Origin of the sequence: Herbaspirillum sp. GCM10030257, from assembly GCF_042666555.1 — a bacterium.
In the GTDB taxonomy this organism is placed as follows: domain Bacteria; phylum Pseudomonadota; class Gammaproteobacteria; order Burkholderiales; family Burkholderiaceae_D; genus Noviherbaspirillum.
Map to the genome: position 1 here is coordinate 92,661 of NZ_JBHTDH010000008.1, position 16,075 is coordinate 108,735.

Annotated in this window: 17 protein-coding genes; 4 read left to right on the plus strand and 13 right to left on the minus strand. The window is 57.9% G+C overall.

What is annotated here, in order from left to right; all coding sequences use genetic code 11:
* Positions 1 to 15: 15 nt before the first annotated feature.
* Complete coding sequence (locus tag ACFQUU_RS14190) at positions 16 to 765, minus strand: sulfite exporter TauE/SafE family protein (RefSeq protein WP_382248159.1); 750 nt, start codon at positions 763 to 765, stop codon at positions 16 to 18.
* Positions 762 to 1,766: a DMT family transporter gene (locus ACFQUU_RS14195; RefSeq protein WP_382248161.1), complete on the minus strand. Its 1,005-nt coding sequence runs from the start codon at positions 1,764 to 1,766 to the stop codon at positions 762 to 764. Before ACFQUU_RS14195 ends, ACFQUU_RS14190 begins: the two co-directional genes overlap by 4 nt.
* A gap of 95 nt (positions 1,767 to 1,861) precedes the next feature.
* On the opposite strand from ACFQUU_RS14195, the gene ACFQUU_RS14200 reads away from it, so the two are divergent.
* Positions 1,862 to 2,755 (plus strand): LysR substrate-binding domain-containing protein, encoded by an 894-nt coding sequence (locus ACFQUU_RS14200; protein ID WP_382248163.1) that lies wholly within the window; start codon positions 1,862 to 1,864, stop codon positions 2,753 to 2,755.
* Positions 2,756 to 2,794: 39 nt separating this feature from the next.
* Here ACFQUU_RS14200 and ACFQUU_RS14205 read toward each other — a convergent pair whose 3' ends face one another.
* A complete protein-coding gene (locus ACFQUU_RS14205; RefSeq protein WP_382248165.1) occupies positions 2,795 to 3,727 on the minus strand; it encodes an SDR family NAD(P)-dependent oxidoreductase in 933 nt (310 codons plus the stop codon).
* A gap of 230 nt (positions 3,728 to 3,957) precedes the next feature.
* Between ACFQUU_RS14205 and hpf the strand changes: the two genes are divergently transcribed.
* Entirely contained in the window at positions 3,958 to 4,314 is a 357-nt protein-coding gene (gene hpf / locus ACFQUU_RS14210) for a ribosome hibernation-promoting factor, HPF/YfiA family (RefSeq protein ID WP_057289938.1), read from the plus strand.
* Between the two features lie 170 nt (positions 4,315 to 4,484).
* Here the strand turns inward: hpf and ACFQUU_RS14215 are convergent, their stop codons facing one another.
* The 6 genes from ACFQUU_RS14215 to ACFQUU_RS14240 all read right to left on the minus strand — a co-directional run bounded on the left by ACFQUU_RS14215 (position 4,485) and on the right by ACFQUU_RS14240 (position 10,078).
* Positions 4,485 to 5,270 (minus strand): ferritin-like domain-containing protein, encoded by a 786-nt coding sequence (locus tag ACFQUU_RS14215; RefSeq protein WP_382248168.1) that lies wholly within the window; start codon positions 5,268 to 5,270, stop codon positions 4,485 to 4,487.
* A gap of 166 nt (positions 5,271 to 5,436) precedes the next feature.
* A complete protein-coding gene (locus ACFQUU_RS14220) occupies positions 5,437 to 6,609 on the minus strand; it encodes a hypothetical protein (RefSeq protein WP_382248170.1) in 1,173 nt (390 codons plus the stop codon).
* Between the two features lie 397 nt (positions 6,610 to 7,006).
* Entirely contained in the window at positions 7,007 to 7,510 is a 504-nt protein-coding gene (locus ACFQUU_RS14225) for a pyridoxamine 5'-phosphate oxidase family protein (protein WP_382248172.1), read from the minus strand.
* 74 nt (positions 7,511 to 7,584) lie between these two features.
* Positions 7,585 to 7,989, minus strand: a complete 405-nt coding sequence (locus ACFQUU_RS14230; protein WP_382248174.1) for a YybH family protein — start codon at positions 7,987 to 7,989, stop codon at positions 7,585 to 7,587.
* Between the two features lie 26 nt (positions 7,990 to 8,015).
* Positions 8,016 to 8,771 (minus strand): NAD-dependent deacetylase, encoded by a 756-nt coding sequence (locus ACFQUU_RS14235; RefSeq protein WP_382248176.1) that lies wholly within the window; start codon positions 8,769 to 8,771, stop codon positions 8,016 to 8,018.
* Between the two features lie 416 nt (positions 8,772 to 9,187).
* A complete protein-coding gene (locus ACFQUU_RS14240; protein WP_382248178.1) occupies positions 9,188 to 10,078 on the minus strand; it encodes a DMT family transporter in 891 nt (296 codons plus the stop codon).
* 171 nt (positions 10,079 to 10,249) lie between these two features.
* Between ACFQUU_RS14240 and gcvA the strand changes: the two genes are divergently transcribed.
* Complete coding sequence (gene gcvA, locus ACFQUU_RS14245) at positions 10,250 to 11,179, plus strand: transcriptional regulator GcvA (RefSeq protein ID WP_382248180.1); 930 nt, start codon at positions 10,250 to 10,252, stop codon at positions 11,177 to 11,179.
* On the opposite strand, the gene ACFQUU_RS14250 is transcribed toward gcvA, so the two are convergent.
* A complete protein-coding gene (locus tag ACFQUU_RS14250) occupies positions 11,180 to 11,575 on the minus strand; it encodes a rhodanese-like domain-containing protein (protein WP_382248182.1) in 396 nt (131 codons plus the stop codon).
* A gap of 104 nt (positions 11,576 to 11,679) precedes the next feature.
* Between ACFQUU_RS14250 and ACFQUU_RS14255 the strand changes: the two genes are divergently transcribed.
* Positions 11,680 to 13,176, plus strand: coding sequence for a PLP-dependent aminotransferase family protein (locus ACFQUU_RS14255; RefSeq protein WP_382248184.1), 1,497 nt, complete (start codon positions 11,680 to 11,682; stop codon positions 13,174 to 13,176).
* Positions 13,177 to 13,294: 118 nt separating this feature from the next.
* Here the strand turns inward: ACFQUU_RS14255 and ACFQUU_RS14260 are convergent, their stop codons facing one another.
* The 3 genes from ACFQUU_RS14260 to nudB form a co-directional block, all read right to left on the minus strand.
* Entirely contained in the window at positions 13,295 to 14,461 is a 1,167-nt protein-coding gene (locus ACFQUU_RS14260; RefSeq protein WP_382248186.1) for a phosphatidylserine/phosphatidylglycerophosphate/cardiolipin synthase family protein, read from the minus strand.
* A gap of 132 nt (positions 14,462 to 14,593) precedes the next feature.
* The gene (locus ACFQUU_RS14265) at positions 14,594 to 15,388 is read right to left on the minus strand and encodes an endonuclease/exonuclease/phosphatase family protein (protein WP_382248188.1); all 795 of its coding nucleotides are present in this window, start codon (positions 15,386 to 15,388) and stop codon (positions 14,594 to 14,596) included.
* An 81-nt stretch (positions 15,389 to 15,469) separates the two neighbouring features.
* Positions 15,470 to 15,967, minus strand: a complete 498-nt coding sequence (nudB, locus tag ACFQUU_RS14270; protein ID WP_382248190.1) for a dihydroneopterin triphosphate diphosphatase — start codon at positions 15,965 to 15,967, stop codon at positions 15,470 to 15,472.
* Positions 15,968 to 16,075: the final 108 nt, after the last annotated feature.

Below are 16,075 nucleotides of genomic sequence, written 5' to 3' on the forward strand. Positions count from 1 at the left end.
TAGCTTCTTAAGATCTTAATCACCAAAGCGCCATGCGAGATGCGCGCCGAGCATCAGCAAGCCGATAAAGAAAAACAGCCGAAAGGTGTCGGCCCGCACCCGTGCGCGCACGCCCTGCCCCACGAACATGCCCAGCAAGGCGGGCGCCAGAGACGCCAGCGATGCGCCGGCCACCGACAGATGGAAACTGCCCTGGACTATCAACACCGCCGCGAGACCCACTGTCGACACGGTGAATGACAGGCCCATGGCTTGCACCAGTTCTTCCTTGTCCAGATCCAGCGCCTGAAGATAAGGCACGGCAGGAATCACGAAGACACCGGTAGAGGTCGCGATCACTCCCGTCACGCCTCCGACTACCGGCGACAACCACCACTCCATCCCTTTCGGGACGGAGAATTTCTTTTTGCTCAAGCCAAACAAGGCATAGCCGATAAGCGCTATGCCGAGCAGCATGCTGTTGCGGCCACTGGTATCGGGATCGAGCGCCGCCGCGCTGATCCCGATACCGACGCATAATCCCGCCAGCATCGCGCCGAGCCGACGCAGCAGCGGCAAGAAGCGGGGCCCTGCGAGCAATTGCCAGACATTCGTGACCAGCGAAGGTACCACCAGCAGCGAAACCGCCTGTACCGGCGTCATCACCAGCCCGAGCAAACCGATCGCCACTGTCGGCAATCCAAGGCCGATCACGCCTTTGACAAAGCCAGCCAGAAGAAAGACGGCGGCAACGATCAGGGAAGAAGGATTGATGAAATCGCTCATGGCCGCGCTGTGCCTGCTGATGTTTTTGATATGTTCGAGGTTGCAACAGACTGCGCCTGTTTTGGTTTGAGGCGTGTGATGCCGAACATCACCAGTGCCAACCCGGCAACCTGCATGAGCGAGAGGGACTCACCGAGCAAGGCCCATGCAGCGATCACCGTCAGCACCGGACCCAGGGTCCCGAATGCGGCGGCCTGCGCCGCGCCAAGCCGCTGAATAGCGAGCGACGCCCAATAAATCGGCAACGCCGTCGACAGCACGGCCATCAGCGCCGACCAGGTGTACACCGGCACCGGCAACTGGCCCAGAGTGGATATCTTGCCGACGACGGCGAAGTGTGTCAGTACCAGCACGCAGGAAGCGCTGCCGGCCAGTCCGGCAAGACGCATCGAACCAATCCGTTTGACCAGGTCGCCCATACCGAGGTAGTACAGCGCATAGGTCACCGCACTGGCAAAGACCCAAGCCGATCCGGTCAGCACGTCGGCCCCTTCTCCGCCCTGGTGCAGGTCATGACTGAAGGCGATACCCAACCCCGCATAGCAGACCAGCATGGATTGCCAGGCGCGCGCTGAGGGCATCTTGCGTGTGCAACAGGCATCGAACAGCAACACCATCGTGGGATAGAGATACAGGATCATCCGTTCCAGTCCGGCCGTGATGGTGGTTAGGCCATGAAAATCGAACAGACTGGAGAGATAGTAACCAAGCAAGGCCAGCACCCAGATTCGCCCGATATCACCACCCGACAGCGGCAGATCATCCAGGTTGCGGCTCTTCCAGATGAGCCAGAGAAACAGTGGCAGCGCAAAAGCCATGCGCAGGGCAAGCAAGGTAATGGGTTCGACCGGATGCGCCCCGTAAGCCAGTTTGACAAACACCGCCTTGAGCGAAAAACCGGCGGCCGACAACAAGGCGTACAAGCGCCCATCATGTGCCCAACGGCTGGTCATGGTAACGAAACCACCGGCAATCGCTTTCGCTTCTATATTGCCTGACATATCCAAGCCTCTTTACGCAAAGCCTTATTCTGCCGAGAAGTCTAAAAAGGTAAAATGCGTATTATCTGTAGTCAGCCTTCGCCGTTGGAGAAACCATGCATTTTGACCTCACGGATTTGCGGCTGATGGTCGCGATTGCCGAAAGCGGTAGCCTCAGCCGTGCGGCGGCTGACTTTCCGATTGCCCTGTCGGCCGCCAGCAACCGGCTGCGCCTGCTGGAACAGCGGATTGGCATGCCCTTGTTTATCCGGCACGCCGATGGCATGACGCCAACGCCAGCGGGGAGGATCGCGCTTGACCATGCCCGCCGCGTGGTGGCCGAATCGGTGCAGCTTGGCGACGCCTTGCAAGCGCTAAGCGGGCAACAGCGGGTACGCGTACGCGTTGCCGCCAATACCGTGGCCAACAGCACCTTCCTGCCGCCTGCACTGGGCCCGTTTCTCAAGGATTTTCCGGAAGTCGATCTGCAGATCGAAGAGCTACCGAGTGACCAGATCCTGCGCGCTCTGTTATCGGACAACACGGATCTCGGTGTCCTCGACGGAAACCTGCAGCTCACCGGCATCGTGTCTCTGCCCTTCCGTCATGACCGCCTGGTGCTGCTGGTACCGCAAGACCATCCTCTGGCTGCCCGTCAGCATTGCTTGCTGCGCGATGCGCTGGGCTATGCCTTCATCGGCATGCCTGCCGAACGTGCTCTGCAACATTTCGTGGAAGAGATGGCTACCATGCTTGGCAAACCGCTGGCAGTACGGGTTCGCGCTCCGGGCTTTTTTGCGATCGCGCAGCTGGTCGCGCAAGGAGCTGGCATTGCGGTGCTGCCGGAAGCCGCAGCAAAACGCCACAGCATGGCAACGCCGACTGCGATCGTTGCGCTGAATGACCCGTGGGCCACGCGTGAACTGCGGCTCTGCGTGCGGTGCCTCGATGGCCTGTCGGCACAGGCGCGGCAGCTGGTCGCCTACCTGTCCGACATCCACGCGCAGTAAGCGTTGCGCGACGCAGGCAGCGCCGCACCGTGACGCCATTTATGCTTTGCCTTGGCTCGCCTTTGTCACTTCCATCTGACCTTGCTGGAAACCGGCGACCGGCACGATTTCGCCGCTACGATCCTGCAAGCGGTGCGTATTGGCGACCAGCTGTTCGACCGCATCCGGACGCTGACCGATGTGCACGCCGTCGGTCAGCGTAATGTTTGAACGAGAGAACGTCCCTGCCCCCGCACACAGCACCATCTTGTTCGGCGCGTCGGCCGCGACCAGATACAGCATACCGGGCGTAACGCTTTCCGGAGTCAGCAGGGCCAGCACTTCCGGAGGCATCAGATCTTCCGTCATGCGCGTCGCCGCAGTCGGTGCCAGGCAGTTCACGCGAATATCGTATTTTTCGCCTTCGAGCCCCAGCGTCTGCATCAATCCTACCAGCGCCATTTTGGCGGCACCATAATTGGCCTGACCGAAGTTGCCGAACAGGCCGGACGACGAAGTCGTCATCACGATGCGGCCGTAATTTTGCTGCTTCATGATTTCCCACACGGCCTTCGTGCAATAGACAGCGCCCATCAGGTGCACATCGACGATCGTGCGGAAATCATCGAGCGTCATCTTTGAAAAGCTTTTATCGCGCAGGAAGCCGGCATTGTTGACAAGGATGTCAACGCGGCCCCATTCGCGCATGGCCTGCTCCACCATCTCCTGCACGGCAGCCGGATCGGTTACCGATGCGGCGCTGGCAATTGCCTGTCCGCCGGATGCACGGATTTCGGCTACCACGCTTTCCGCTGGCGACAAGCCATTGCCGGAGCCGTCGCGTGCGACGCCAAGATCGTTGACAACAACACGCGCGCCACGGGCGGCGAGCTGCAGGGCATGGGAACGCCCGAGCCCGCCGCCGGCACCTGTCACGATCGCGACTTTGCCATCAAAACGGATGGGAGCAATGGATTGGGTTGATGTAGTCATGGTGGTTGCACGCAATAAAGGAATTGTGGAGCGTCAATGTTAAGCGGAATTTGATTTTCGCGAGCAACATCGCTTGTGCGACGGGATGTGGCCGCACATGACAAGAAACAATGAACCTGAGCGTTGACAATACGTCTCAAGGTTTAGGCGGGCGGCGAGTTCCATTCCATGGTGGATGAGAAGTCGAACACGTCCTTTTTTCCAATCCATTGTGTCGAGGAGTGAAACCTATGAACCTACTGCTTACCGGGCAACATGTCGATATCAGCCCTGCCCTGAGGGAATACGTAGAAACGAAGCTGGAACGTGTGATCCGGCATTTCGACCAAATCATCGATATCGCAGTGGTACTCGGCGTCGAAAAACCATCGGAAAAAGACAAACGACAGCGGGCAGAGGTCAACCTTCGCATGAAAGGAAATATCATCCATCTGGATCACTATGCAGAAGATTTGTACGCGGCCATTGATGGGCTGATGGACAAGCTGGACCGGCAGGTGATCCGACACAAGGACAAGGTGCAGTCGCACAGAAACGAAGCACTGAAGCACGTTAGCGGCGGAGATGCCGGCGCTGTGGACATGTGACTGCCGTGTCTACTCTGGATACCTGAGTGCCTGATAAATGGCATTTGGGGAACTGCCCCTCTCTTGCGCGGGAGGGGCTTTGAATTGCCTGATGAACCGATGTTATTCACTCATGTTAAAGCAAGCGCTGATTAACCGACGCATTCGTTTGAGCTTTTATCGCGTGGTGCTCAATGCAGCGGCGCCGAAGTGTTCATGTCGCTCACATCGTCAACCACCGCACCATCGGAAATCGATCTGCCAAACGTCGCTTCCTCATACCATCGCTGAACCTGCTGCAAATGCGCGCGCTCTTCATCGAGGGCTACGCTGAAATCGGTAATCAGCGACATTTGTTCTTGGTCTTCAGCCAATGCGATCAGTTGTTCCCATCCGACGTTGTCGGTCATTTCTGCTACCAGGATTGCGTGCAGCGACTGCGCTATCGTCGTGCGTGGATCGGTCAGTACCTGCATCAAACCCTGAGATTCGACACCGACCACATCGGCGCAGGGCGTTTGTGAAGTCGGATCACCGCCGATGGTTTCAATGGCGCTCGCCATCATGCGGAAATGACGAACTTCATCGTCCCGGATTTTCTGCAGATCGGCCAGCGTCATGCTGGTGGAGTCGTCCTGCAGCGCGGTAAATTTGGTGATCAATGCATCATAGAGCCGCGTGCCGGTACGCTCGAAGGCAAGCCGTTCACCAAGCTTGTCGAGCAGGAGTTGCGGCTTGTTCCCGGTCAGCATGGAGACACCAGTGGTGATCGCACCGTGTATCGTTCCCGGCACCGGCACCGAACCAAGACCATCTGCTTCATTGATGTAGCGACTGCGCATTTCAGCGAGCGCACTCTCGTCGCCGGGTGGTACCGGCGTCACCAGTGTCGGATGCGCGGACTGCATGCTTGTCGTATCGACCGGTGACATCTGTACGCCGGTGCGATTCATTCCCATTTCAGGTTGCTGCTTCATGATATCTCCTTCCTTGCCTGATCGCGCTGTGGGATGCGGCCAAAGCCGGGAGCTAATGTTATGGCCACAACTCCGGTCATGGCTTTCCGCCTCGCGAAGACTGGCTCAAGTCTGTGTGTGAAGTCTTCGATGGCTTGGCGTTTGCTGCACTACTTTCATGTTCAGCTCAAACGGCCACGGCCACCTTGCGATTCAGCTCGGTACCAGGCGCCCAGATATACCCTGCGGCGACGGTTTCACTTGGCGACCCATCCGAATTGATATGCTGGCGATAGGCGATCGACGCCTGGCTTTCATTCGCCTTGTCCACATACTGCATACCGTTGGCCCGCAGATCGACTTCCTTGAGCAGTACCTGCCTGACGAAATCCCGCTGGCTTTCAAAGGGGATCGGCTCGGGCAGATCGCCGGGAAACAGCTCGGTCGGATCGCGCCGTTCGATCTGCTTGAACAGCTCCGCAACGTAGTGGAAATGACCAAGCTCATAATCGAGAAAACGTTCCCAGATCGCCTTTACGCGCGGATTGCTTTCCTGTTGCACGCAACTGTAGTAGTTGTAAACTTCCGCAGCCTCGTGCAGCAGCCATTGCTCCAGCCAGGTTTCGTCCGGGTCGAAGAAGCACTCATATTGCGTAACATGCTGTTCCTCTATCGAGGCAATCTCGGCATACAGCTGCCGCGCAACCGGGTCGGCAAACTGCGGGCCGACATTGAGATAGTACTGATGCACCTGCGACTCGGTCGCCACGATGGTCAGCGCATTCAGACGCGTCACCGGAGCAGCGGTCAGGCGGTTGTAGGACTCGCGCACATCGTCTTCCGGCGCGCGATGCTCCACCACCGTGGGGCGTCCCGGCAGGATATCGGTATAGCTTTGCAGGATATTGTTTGCATCCTTGCCTTCTAGGCGATCGAGCAAGGCCGAGTACCGATACAGGTGATCAAAATCTTCCAGCATGCCGAAACGATATCCCTGTGCAAGAGTGGGATCCGGTTCGCGTTGCGCGACGGCTGCGGTAATCTCGATGGCTACCTGCTCGTAACCAATGGTGATTTCCAGCGGTGAATGGTCGGGGCCAAGCAGCCAGTTCACCATCGTGGCCTGATGCAGTTCACTGCGCCGCACTTTTGCCAGCGCGACCCGCAAGTCACGGTTGCGCCGCGCCGCCATGTGCTGGAAGCGGATTGACTCCTGCTCGATGCCATTTATCAGGATGATGCGGATACGGGTAAAGGCATCGTCATCCAGCTTGCTGATCGGCTTTTGCACCATGTCGCGCCAGGTAAAGCGCTGCTGGTCGATCGGCGTACCTTTTGAACTGAATAAATTGAAAGCCATTGCAATGCTCCTTCGCTGAACAGGAATGGGGATGGCGATGATCCGGTTGAATCCGCAATCCGACAGTGGTCATTCAAGCTGCTTCGATGAAGCGGCTATGGCAAAGTTCGCAATGGCAGATCGAGTTTTTCCGTGCGTCGTCGAAGATGTTGAGCCATGCCAATGCAGGTGTGTTTGCGCGGGGAACAGCGATAAGTACATCGATGCAATACCGGACGCCGGCGTGCAAAGGGGTGTCGCACAATCACTCGCTGCGGCGGCAACACACTGTGCATTGCCGCTGCGGCGACCTAGGGTGACGCAAACCGACTTGGACTTGGCAGGAAAAGAGGGAGCAATGTGCGGTTGCGACCGCCGCTGCGACGGTCATCTATTTGGGTAGGCGAAAACGAAGCGGCTACATCACCACTTTGCGATTATCGCCGAGGGCGTCGGTATTGCCGGTCATCATGCCCTTGGCCAGACCATAGAGCCGCTTTACCGTACTGCCCGGCGCGATCCAGTATTCGGCTTCGGTGATCGTGACCTTGAGCAGTACGAGGTCGGGATCGTCGAGACCTGCGGGGAACCAGGGCTTGATCCAGGGTGTCCAGAGCGAGCGCATTTTTTCCTTGTCGCGCTCAATTTCGGCTGTCCCCGAAATCGACAGGTAGTCCTGCTTGTCCGGACGTGCATAACTCAGGTTGACCTGCCGATGATTTTTCTGCGCTTCCTCGACCTTGGGTGAGGACAAGCCGGTGAAAAACCACAAATTGCCGGCGGCATCCATTTGCATGGTGGACATGGGACGGCTGCGCAAGGTGCCATCCTCTTCTTCCGTGGTCATCATCGCGAATTTGATTTCTTCAACCAGTTGCGCGACCTCCTGCAATTCGCCGTAGTTCTGATCTTGTACATCCATGGAAATTCTCCTTAGGGAAAGACGCTGTGGGCGCCTGTACAAAGCAGAATCGCACTGCAGGAATAAAGTTCCGCTCAGGATGGATTGGCAGGTTGTGCCGTCAGCATGTTGGCGTCGCGCACGATTACCCAGTGATTGCCGTGCTGTTTGCGCAGAATGGTCAGGGTGTTGCCCGAACGCTTCATCGGTAATCCGTTGCGATACGGCGTTACGGTAACTGATAAGTGTGTCCAGCAATAAGCGACATCATCGTTGACCTGCAACTCTTCGATCTTGCCTTCCGACTCGATGCGAAAGTGCTGCATGCCTTCTCGAAATGCGGCGATGAAGGTATCCTTGCCGCGCATTGGTGCCTGCCCCGGCATCAGAAAAACGACATCGTCCGACATCATGGTGTGCAGGCGATCAATATCCCCTTCTTCAGATGCAATCTGCCAGTCTGCAATAAGACTTCGTATGGCAAGTTCGTCGTTATCCATGATCAGCTCCAGCAGAAAGTTAGGATTTACGGGACTCCAGGCATTACCTTTGGCCAGGCGGCTTGCACCAGTTGCGGCAATACTTCACCAGCCTTGCCGCGTAACACGTATTGCGCAATCTCGTCATGACTGGTCGCCTCCGGATTGATCTGCACCACCGTGCGTCCGCAGGAGCGGGCATAACGCGGCAGGCTGGCCGCGGGTTCAACCAGGCTGGACGTGCCGATACAAAAAAACACATCGGCTACCTCAAGCACTTCAGAGGCCCGCGTCCAGGCATCGGCTGGCAGGGCTTCGCCGAACCACACCACGCCAGGCCGCAGCATACCGCCGCAATGTGTGCAGCGTGGTGGCACATGGTCGGTGGTTTCCTCGCCCTTGGCCGGCTGGCGGCAGTCGACGCAGAAGTCATTCCAGATGTTGCCGTGCAATTCAATGATGTTCGTGCTACCGCCTTTCGCGTGCAATCCATCCACATTCTGGGTGATCACCGTAAGCTCAGGTACGACTTGCTGCATCTGTGCAATGGCGAGGTGTGCCGGATTAGGCCGTGCATCCGCCATCAGTTCACGCCGCCATGCGTACCAGTTCCAGACCGTTACCGGATCGCGGCGAAATGCTTCCGGCGTCGCCAGGTCCTCGGCCCTGAACTTTGCCCACAAACCGGTCTGCGCATCACGAAAGGTAGGGATGCCGCTTTCGGCAGACACTCCCGCGCCGGTGAACACGGCAATGTGCCGGGCACTGCGCAGCTTCTCCAGCAACACAAAGTCAAAGAGCATGGTGATCGATCAGACGTACGGATGAATTTGCAGTATAACGCTCGTGGTCTGAATTACATCGTTGCTGCAGCATTGATGCCACAGCCTGAAGTGCCGAACTGTATTGCCGGTGCGTCGACGCTTTCACTGTGCGACCCTGCGAGGGGTTAGCACAGACAAACGCACAACTGGACGAACGCACGAAGGGCGAATGGACTGGACGAGTCGTTTGTATTAAACGGTATTGCACCGGAATGAGGACATCTTATTCCAGTTTCTGAGTGCCAGATTGGCAGCGTCGGACGTCACAAGAAGACATACCAGAGACAGCGACGGAGGCGTCTCGGTTTTCCGCAAGGCATGTTTACCCGCCACCTACCAAGGTCGTGACGCAGGGCAATGCTGCGATGTCAACAAGGCAGGGGGAGTTGGCGCGCTCAGGTCGGCGCACCTTCAGCTTGTTGTGCGACTTGCACTGGCGGCTGCGCACGCATGGCCAGCAGGATAACAGCGCCGAGCACCATGGCGCCGCCAAGCAATTGCCCTGCACTGACGGTTTCGGCGAGCAAAGCAACGCCAAGGCAAAGCGTAATCACTGGCTCTAGGGTCGAAATGATCGAAGCTTGCGAGGGACCGACATGCTTAATGCCAACCAGGAAGCAGGAAATCGCAATGGTGGTCGCCAATGCGATGGCAGCGATGGCCAGCCAGGCAGTCAAGGTGGCCGGGAATGCGGCGCCCGATGCCAGCGCGAACCCGCCATTGCCGAGCGCGGCCGCCGCCATGATGACCAGCGTGCCGGCCAGTGGATCGATGCCTTGCGATACCTTGCTGCCGAGGAGGATATACACCGCGTAGATCGCCGCAGCGAGCAAGCCCAGCGCAATCCCCAGTGGCTGGCCCTGCAAGTCGCCGCCCAGCATGACGGCCATCCCGGCGATCGCGACGATCAGCAACATCAGGGTACGGCGATCGAGCCTTTCGGAACCGAAGGTCACCGCAAGCACCGTCACCAATACCGGATACACATAGAGCAACAGACCGACCAGACCGCTGCTGGCATACATGAGCGCGGTGAAGTAAGACTGCGACTGTGCCGTGTACAAAGCGCCCATCAGCAGAAAGCCCGCCAGCGCAGGCCCTCGTGGCAACTTTACACGACGCATCCAGACCAGCGGCGCCAGCATGCCCACGGCAAGTGCGAAGCGCAGTACGAGCAGCATGCTGGGAGTGACGCCCGCCGCATAGGCAATCTTGGCAAAAATGGCCATGCTGCCGAACCCGAGGGCAGACAACAAAATCAGGGCAATGGCGGATGTACGGGACATGGGTGTTTGCTTTCAGGGCAAATATGATTGAGGGCCGCAACGCCGTTGTTACAGCAGTTAACAGCACCAGTAAGACTGGCTTCCTCTGGATGCAATGAGTCTATTGCCTTGCCGTTTCCCAGACAAATCAATATTCTTGCAGGGTTGCCCCAAAATTATTGAGCCAATATAGTGTACCGACTACCGCCCCTGCCTGCCGTTCGCGCCTTTGAGGCCGCCGCCCGCCATGGCGGATTTCAAGCTGCCGGCGAAGAACTGCATGTATCGGCGGGGGCCATCGCCCATCAGGTCAAGCAGCTGGAAACATGGCTGGGAATCACTTTATTTCAGCGCCTGCCGCGCGGCGTGGTACTGACTCCTGCCGGACGCCAGTACGCCCAGAACCTGCGCCCCTTGCTGAGCGGCCTGGCGGAGGCATCGGAAGCAGCACGGCGTCATGGCGATGACCGCGTGGTCACTGTCACGTCCGTTCCATCCCTGGTATCACGTTGGCTGATGCCCCGCCTGGGGCGTTTGCGCGAAGAGCATCCGGACATCGACATGCGCGTTCTTGCTTCGCTGCATCCGGTGGATTTCTTGAATGAAGGTGTGGATGTGGCGATACGCCTGGGCACGGGTCCTTATCCGGGCCTGAATGCCAACCTGTTGATGGAAGAATGGTTTTCGGCGGTTTGCAGTCCGGCGTTCAGGGCGGCGGCGCCGGACTTGCAGGAACCGGCCGACCTGCTGCGCTATCCGCTGTTGCATGATGAACTGGAGCCACGCATTCCGCATGAGCTGAACTGGGTGCGATGGTTGCAGCATTTCGGTGTGCAGTACGCGGGTAATCTGCGTCCGAGCTTTTCGCACACCTACCTGACGCTGGAAGCTGCCGCCAATCATCAGGGTGTTGCGATTGCCGCCGAGCCTTTCATTGCCGAAGATTTGCGTGTCGGCCGGTTGGTGCGTCTGTTTCCGCAGCGCGTCCTGGGCCCTTACCAGTTTCATTTGTTGCGGCCACCCGAAGCAGAGGCGCGCCCGGCGGTCAAGGCATTCTGCGAATGGGTTATCGCGGAAGCCGGCAATGATCCGGCCCCGGAGCCCGAAACAAGCGCCGACTGATCAGCAACCGCAAACGATTTCGCTATTGCCTGGTGCTGCCTGCTTGCCGGCGGTCGGGTGACCGTCACGCTTCCACCAGTCCAGGCCTCCCATCAGTTCCTTTACCCGGAACCCCAGCCGTGTCATGTTCAGCGCGCCCTTGGTCGACGCGTTGCAGCCGATGCCATCACAGTAAGTGATGATCAGGGCCTCGCGGTCGAACTGCGCCACACTTTCGTCGGACATGGTTCGATGCGGAACATTGATCGCTCCGGGAATATGCTCCTCCGCATAAGCTTCCGGCGCCCGTGCATCGATCACAATGACTCTGTCGTTATTTTTGAGGGACACACTCAGGTCCCAGGAGTCGATTTCATACGCGAGCTTGTCGAGATAATGCTGCAATTGCGCTTGCATGAGGTTTCCTTCCGTTGACATTCATCGTTCAGACAGTTGCAAACATGGTATCGTCAAATGGTTTGCCTTCACATACCAATTTGACCCATATAACCAGACCACTTATGAAAAGCAGTTCGGGTTCCCGTGCCATTGCCGGTGTGCTGCTCACCCTGCTGGAAAAAAACGGCGACGCACGGATGGCCTTGTCAACCCGGGTCTACCGGGCGATACGCAGTGGCATCCTGGATGGCAGCCTACGACCCGGCGACCGGCTGCCATCCACGCGGGTACTCGCCGCCGATCTGGCCGTATCGCGCAGTACCGCCGAGTCGGCCTATGCGCAGCTCGAAGACGAAGGCTATCTGGTCAGGCAGACCGGTAGCGGAAGTTTCGTCGGTACAGGCATTGCGCAAGACGTACGTGCGCGCCCCGGAAAACCGATACGGGGTTCTTATGCTGGTACGTCAATTCCAGACCTGTCCGAACGGGGTCAGCAGATCGCCGTGATGGGCGGTTGTACCGATGCAAGTCAACTACGCGCATTCTCTGCTGGCATGCCGGCGCTCGACAGCTTTCCTATCGCCATATGGCAGCGCCTGCTATCACGTCATGCACGTCACGGATCGGACGCGTGGATGATGTATGGCGACCCTCAAGGCTCGCCGCTGCTGCGGGAATCGATTGCGCAATATCTGTCCTTGTCGCGCGGCGTCGACTGCGACGCCGGACAAGTCATCGTGTTGACCAGTTCGCAACAGGCGCTGACGCTTATCTCGATGATGATGCTCGACGCGGGCGACGCCGTATGGATGGAAGACCCGGGTTATCGTGGTGCGCAAACTGCGTTTGCGGGAGCAGGCGCACATCTGATCCCGGTGCCGGTGGACGAGCAAGGCATGATGATCGACGCGGCAATCGGAATGGCCTCCCACGCAAAGCTCGCCTACGTCACGCCATCGCATCAGTACCCGCTGGGCATGACGCTGAGTTTGCCGCGTCGGCTGCAGCTCATTGAATGGGCGCGCGCCACCAATGCGTGGATCGTCGAAGACGATTATGACAGTGAGTTTCATTACGACACCCGACCGATCGCTGCGATTCACGGCCTGGATCCACACCAGCGGGTGCTGTACATCGGCACGTTTTCGAAAGTGCTGTTTCCCGGTATCCGGCTTGCCTATCTGGTCGTGCCCAAGCCACTTGTCGACCCGTTCGTGATGGCGCGCAGCCAAGTCGATGGACACACCGCGCCGCTGATGCAGACGGTACTGGCGGATTTTATCCGCGAGGGACATTTCATGGCACATGTCAGGCGTATGCGCGAGCTATACCGCGCGCGGCGCGATATCTTCATGGAAGAACTGGAGCGTCAGGTAGGCGAACGGCTGCAAGCGCAACCCGCATCTGGCGGCCTGCAAACGGCCTGCCTGTTACGCGATCAACGTTTGTCGGACAAACGCATTTCGGGCATGGCGTCCGACGCTGGCATTGACATGCCGCTGTTGTCACGGTTGTACCGCGGAGCCAATATCCGCAACGGTTTTGTGATGGGTTTCAGTGCGTTGCAGCCCGGCGAGATACGGACGGGAATGATGCGGCTTGCAAAAGTGATGGGCTAGAGCGGGTTTCATATTGGTGTGCGGAGAAGCGGCTCGATTTGGCGTGCAGGGCATGGCAGCGTCAAGGCGGGCCGAGCGACAGTACACTAATATGAAATCCGCTCTGGATCAGCATCTGCTACTCGGTATATCGACCAAGCGTAATGACACGCAGAATGCTTTTGTAGATAAAGTAAGCCATGCCATACCACGCTCGCTCGTACCAGGGAACATTTGCGTAGTCTTCCTCGTGGATAGTGACGCCCTCGTCCACCGCGCGCTCGATCAGAATGCGCAGATCGCGGGCGAAATGCGGTTCGCGCACCACGATGTTCGCCTCATGATTGACGAACAGGCTGAGTCCGTCCCAGTTGCTGGAACCGACTGTCGCCCAGTCGCTGTCGATCACCGCAACCTTGCCATGCAACTGGGTCTTGCGGTACTCGACGACACGTACTCCACTCTTGAGCAGCTTGGGATAGAAGGAATGGGCGACGGCGTCCTGAATACGGAATTGCCCGACGCCGATCAGCAGTGTGACTTCAACCCCGCGTCGTGCCGCAGCAGCAAGGCCGTCCCGCAACTTGCGGCCTGGCGCGAAATACGGGTTGGCCAGCAAGGCACGATGCCGTGCATTGCCGAGCGCTTTGAGATACGTTCGTTGTATCGTACGGCGATTGCGCAGGTTATCGCGCAGCACGAGTGCGGCCATCGCCACACCATCTACGACGACCGGATTCGGTTCCTTGTGTTCGCGCAGGCGCTTCCATCGAAAACGCAGGTGCAAGCCATTGAGCAGGCGCCACTGTGACTGGAGTTCGTGGTAAATCGCCGTAACCAGAGGGCCATGTACACGCACGGCGAAATCCCAGCGCGGCGCCGGCAATGGCGTATTGTATCCATCGTCGGAAATATAGTCGTCATTGATATTGAGGCCGCCAAGGAAGGCGACTTCACGATCGACCACGCACATCTTGCGATGCGTGCGCGCGACGCCACGGCGAAACCAGGAATTGAAAGTGCGATGATTGACGCCGCCCTCGCCAAATACCTTGCTGAGCGCCACCGACTGCAGGTGACCAGTGCCGATCCAATCGGTAATGACATTGACGGTCACGCCGCGCGATGCGGCGCGCACCAGCGCATCCTTTACCTGGATGCCGGTCGCATCGAGACTGAAGATATACGTTTCGAGGCACACTTCGAAACGCGCACTATCGATGGCTGCAATCAGCGCGGGAAAATATTCCGCGCCGCAATGCAAAAGTACAACTCTGTTATGTGCAATGAATTCGACCGAACGCATAAGCGAGAAAAGCCTTCGCTGGGTTGTTCGCTGCGATTCTAGAGCAGATTCCGTCCTGCGGTACTATCGCCTCAAGTCTATTTGACGTGTACGGGTATGAAATCTGCTCTAGCCTTTCCAGCGTCGATAGACTTATTTCAGTTCAAGCGACGCGATGATCGGCGCATGGTCGGACAGCTTGGCCCACATGCCGCCATGGAGTACTTCCGCAGTTTCTATATGCAGGCCACGCACATAGATGCGGTCAAGGCGTAGCCAGGGCAATGCCGCGGGAAAGGTCCGCGCCGGCTTCATTTTAGGTCCGCGCCCGCTCAGCGTGCGCAAATAAGAACCGAAACCACGGCTCGGCAGGTCTTCGTCGAACACTTCAGTCACCCCAAGTCGCTCGCGCAGCGACTCGCTGAGCTGATTGGTCCAGTCGTTGAAGTCACCGGCGATGATGACCGGCGCACCGGGCGGCGAAGAGGTCGTCACCGCTTCGATCAACTGCTCGGTCTGGCGCTTGCGGCTGCCCGCAAATAATCCGAGATGGATCACATAACAATGCACCTGTCCTTTCGGCGTCTCGACAATGCAATGCAGGATACCGCGTGCCTCGTAGGCATGGTCGGACACGTCCTTATTGGTCGACGATACCACCGGAAAACGGCTCAGCAAGGCATTTCCGTGATGTCCATGGTCATACACTGCATTCATGCCGTACACCGCCTCGTGCGAATCGCCCGCAAGGAATTTATGCTGCTCCTGCTCGGGCCATAGGTTTGCATGCTTCATTGCGTACTTGTCATGGCGGCCCTGCACCTCCTGCAGAAACAGGATGTCCGCCTCCATGGAAGACAAAGCCTGTTTCAATGCGTGTACCCGCGGCATGCTGCGCAGCGAGCTGACGCCCTTGTGTATGTTGTAGGTCGCGATCCGAAGTTTCATCAGTTTATTTTCTTCCTCACGCAATGCCGTGGACGACCGTGCATTGCGCTCAAGTTCCGGCTGGATCGCGATCGGCTCGCGTCAGCCGGCCATGCTGTATGCAGGCAACTGCAGGATGGCTTCCGCATTGGACGGCGAAAAACATTTGTCCGCCGCCTCCCGGTATGGCAGCCACATATGGTTTACATGTTCGCGTGGTGCCAGGGTAATGGCGATGTACCTTGGCACTTTCAGGCTGAATACATGCTCGGTGTTGCGCGTCACTCCTGGTGCATAACGGTGACGCCATACCGGATAGATTTCATAGACGTTGGAGAGTTTCCAATCGATCAGCCGGCTTGCGGATACGCAAGTGGAATCGGAGGCTTGCGATGATGTTTCCGCAAGGATGCGAATGCCGGTTTCTTCAAAAACTTCACGGATCGCGGTCTCGCGTAAAGGCTCGTCTTCCGTATCCTTGGAGCCGGTGACGGATTGCCAGTATCCCGGCTTGTCGGCGCGCTCGATCAGCAAAACGTCGAGTTCGGGGGTATGAATGACGACCAGGACAGATTCGGGGATTTTATAGGGCTTTTGCATTCGGATCGTATGTTGGAGTCGCCTTTGGCTGCGGGATTTCCCTGCGTTTGCAAAATCATACCCCATGGAGGTCATCGACCTGCATCATACGAAAAAAGGCGCAGTTTC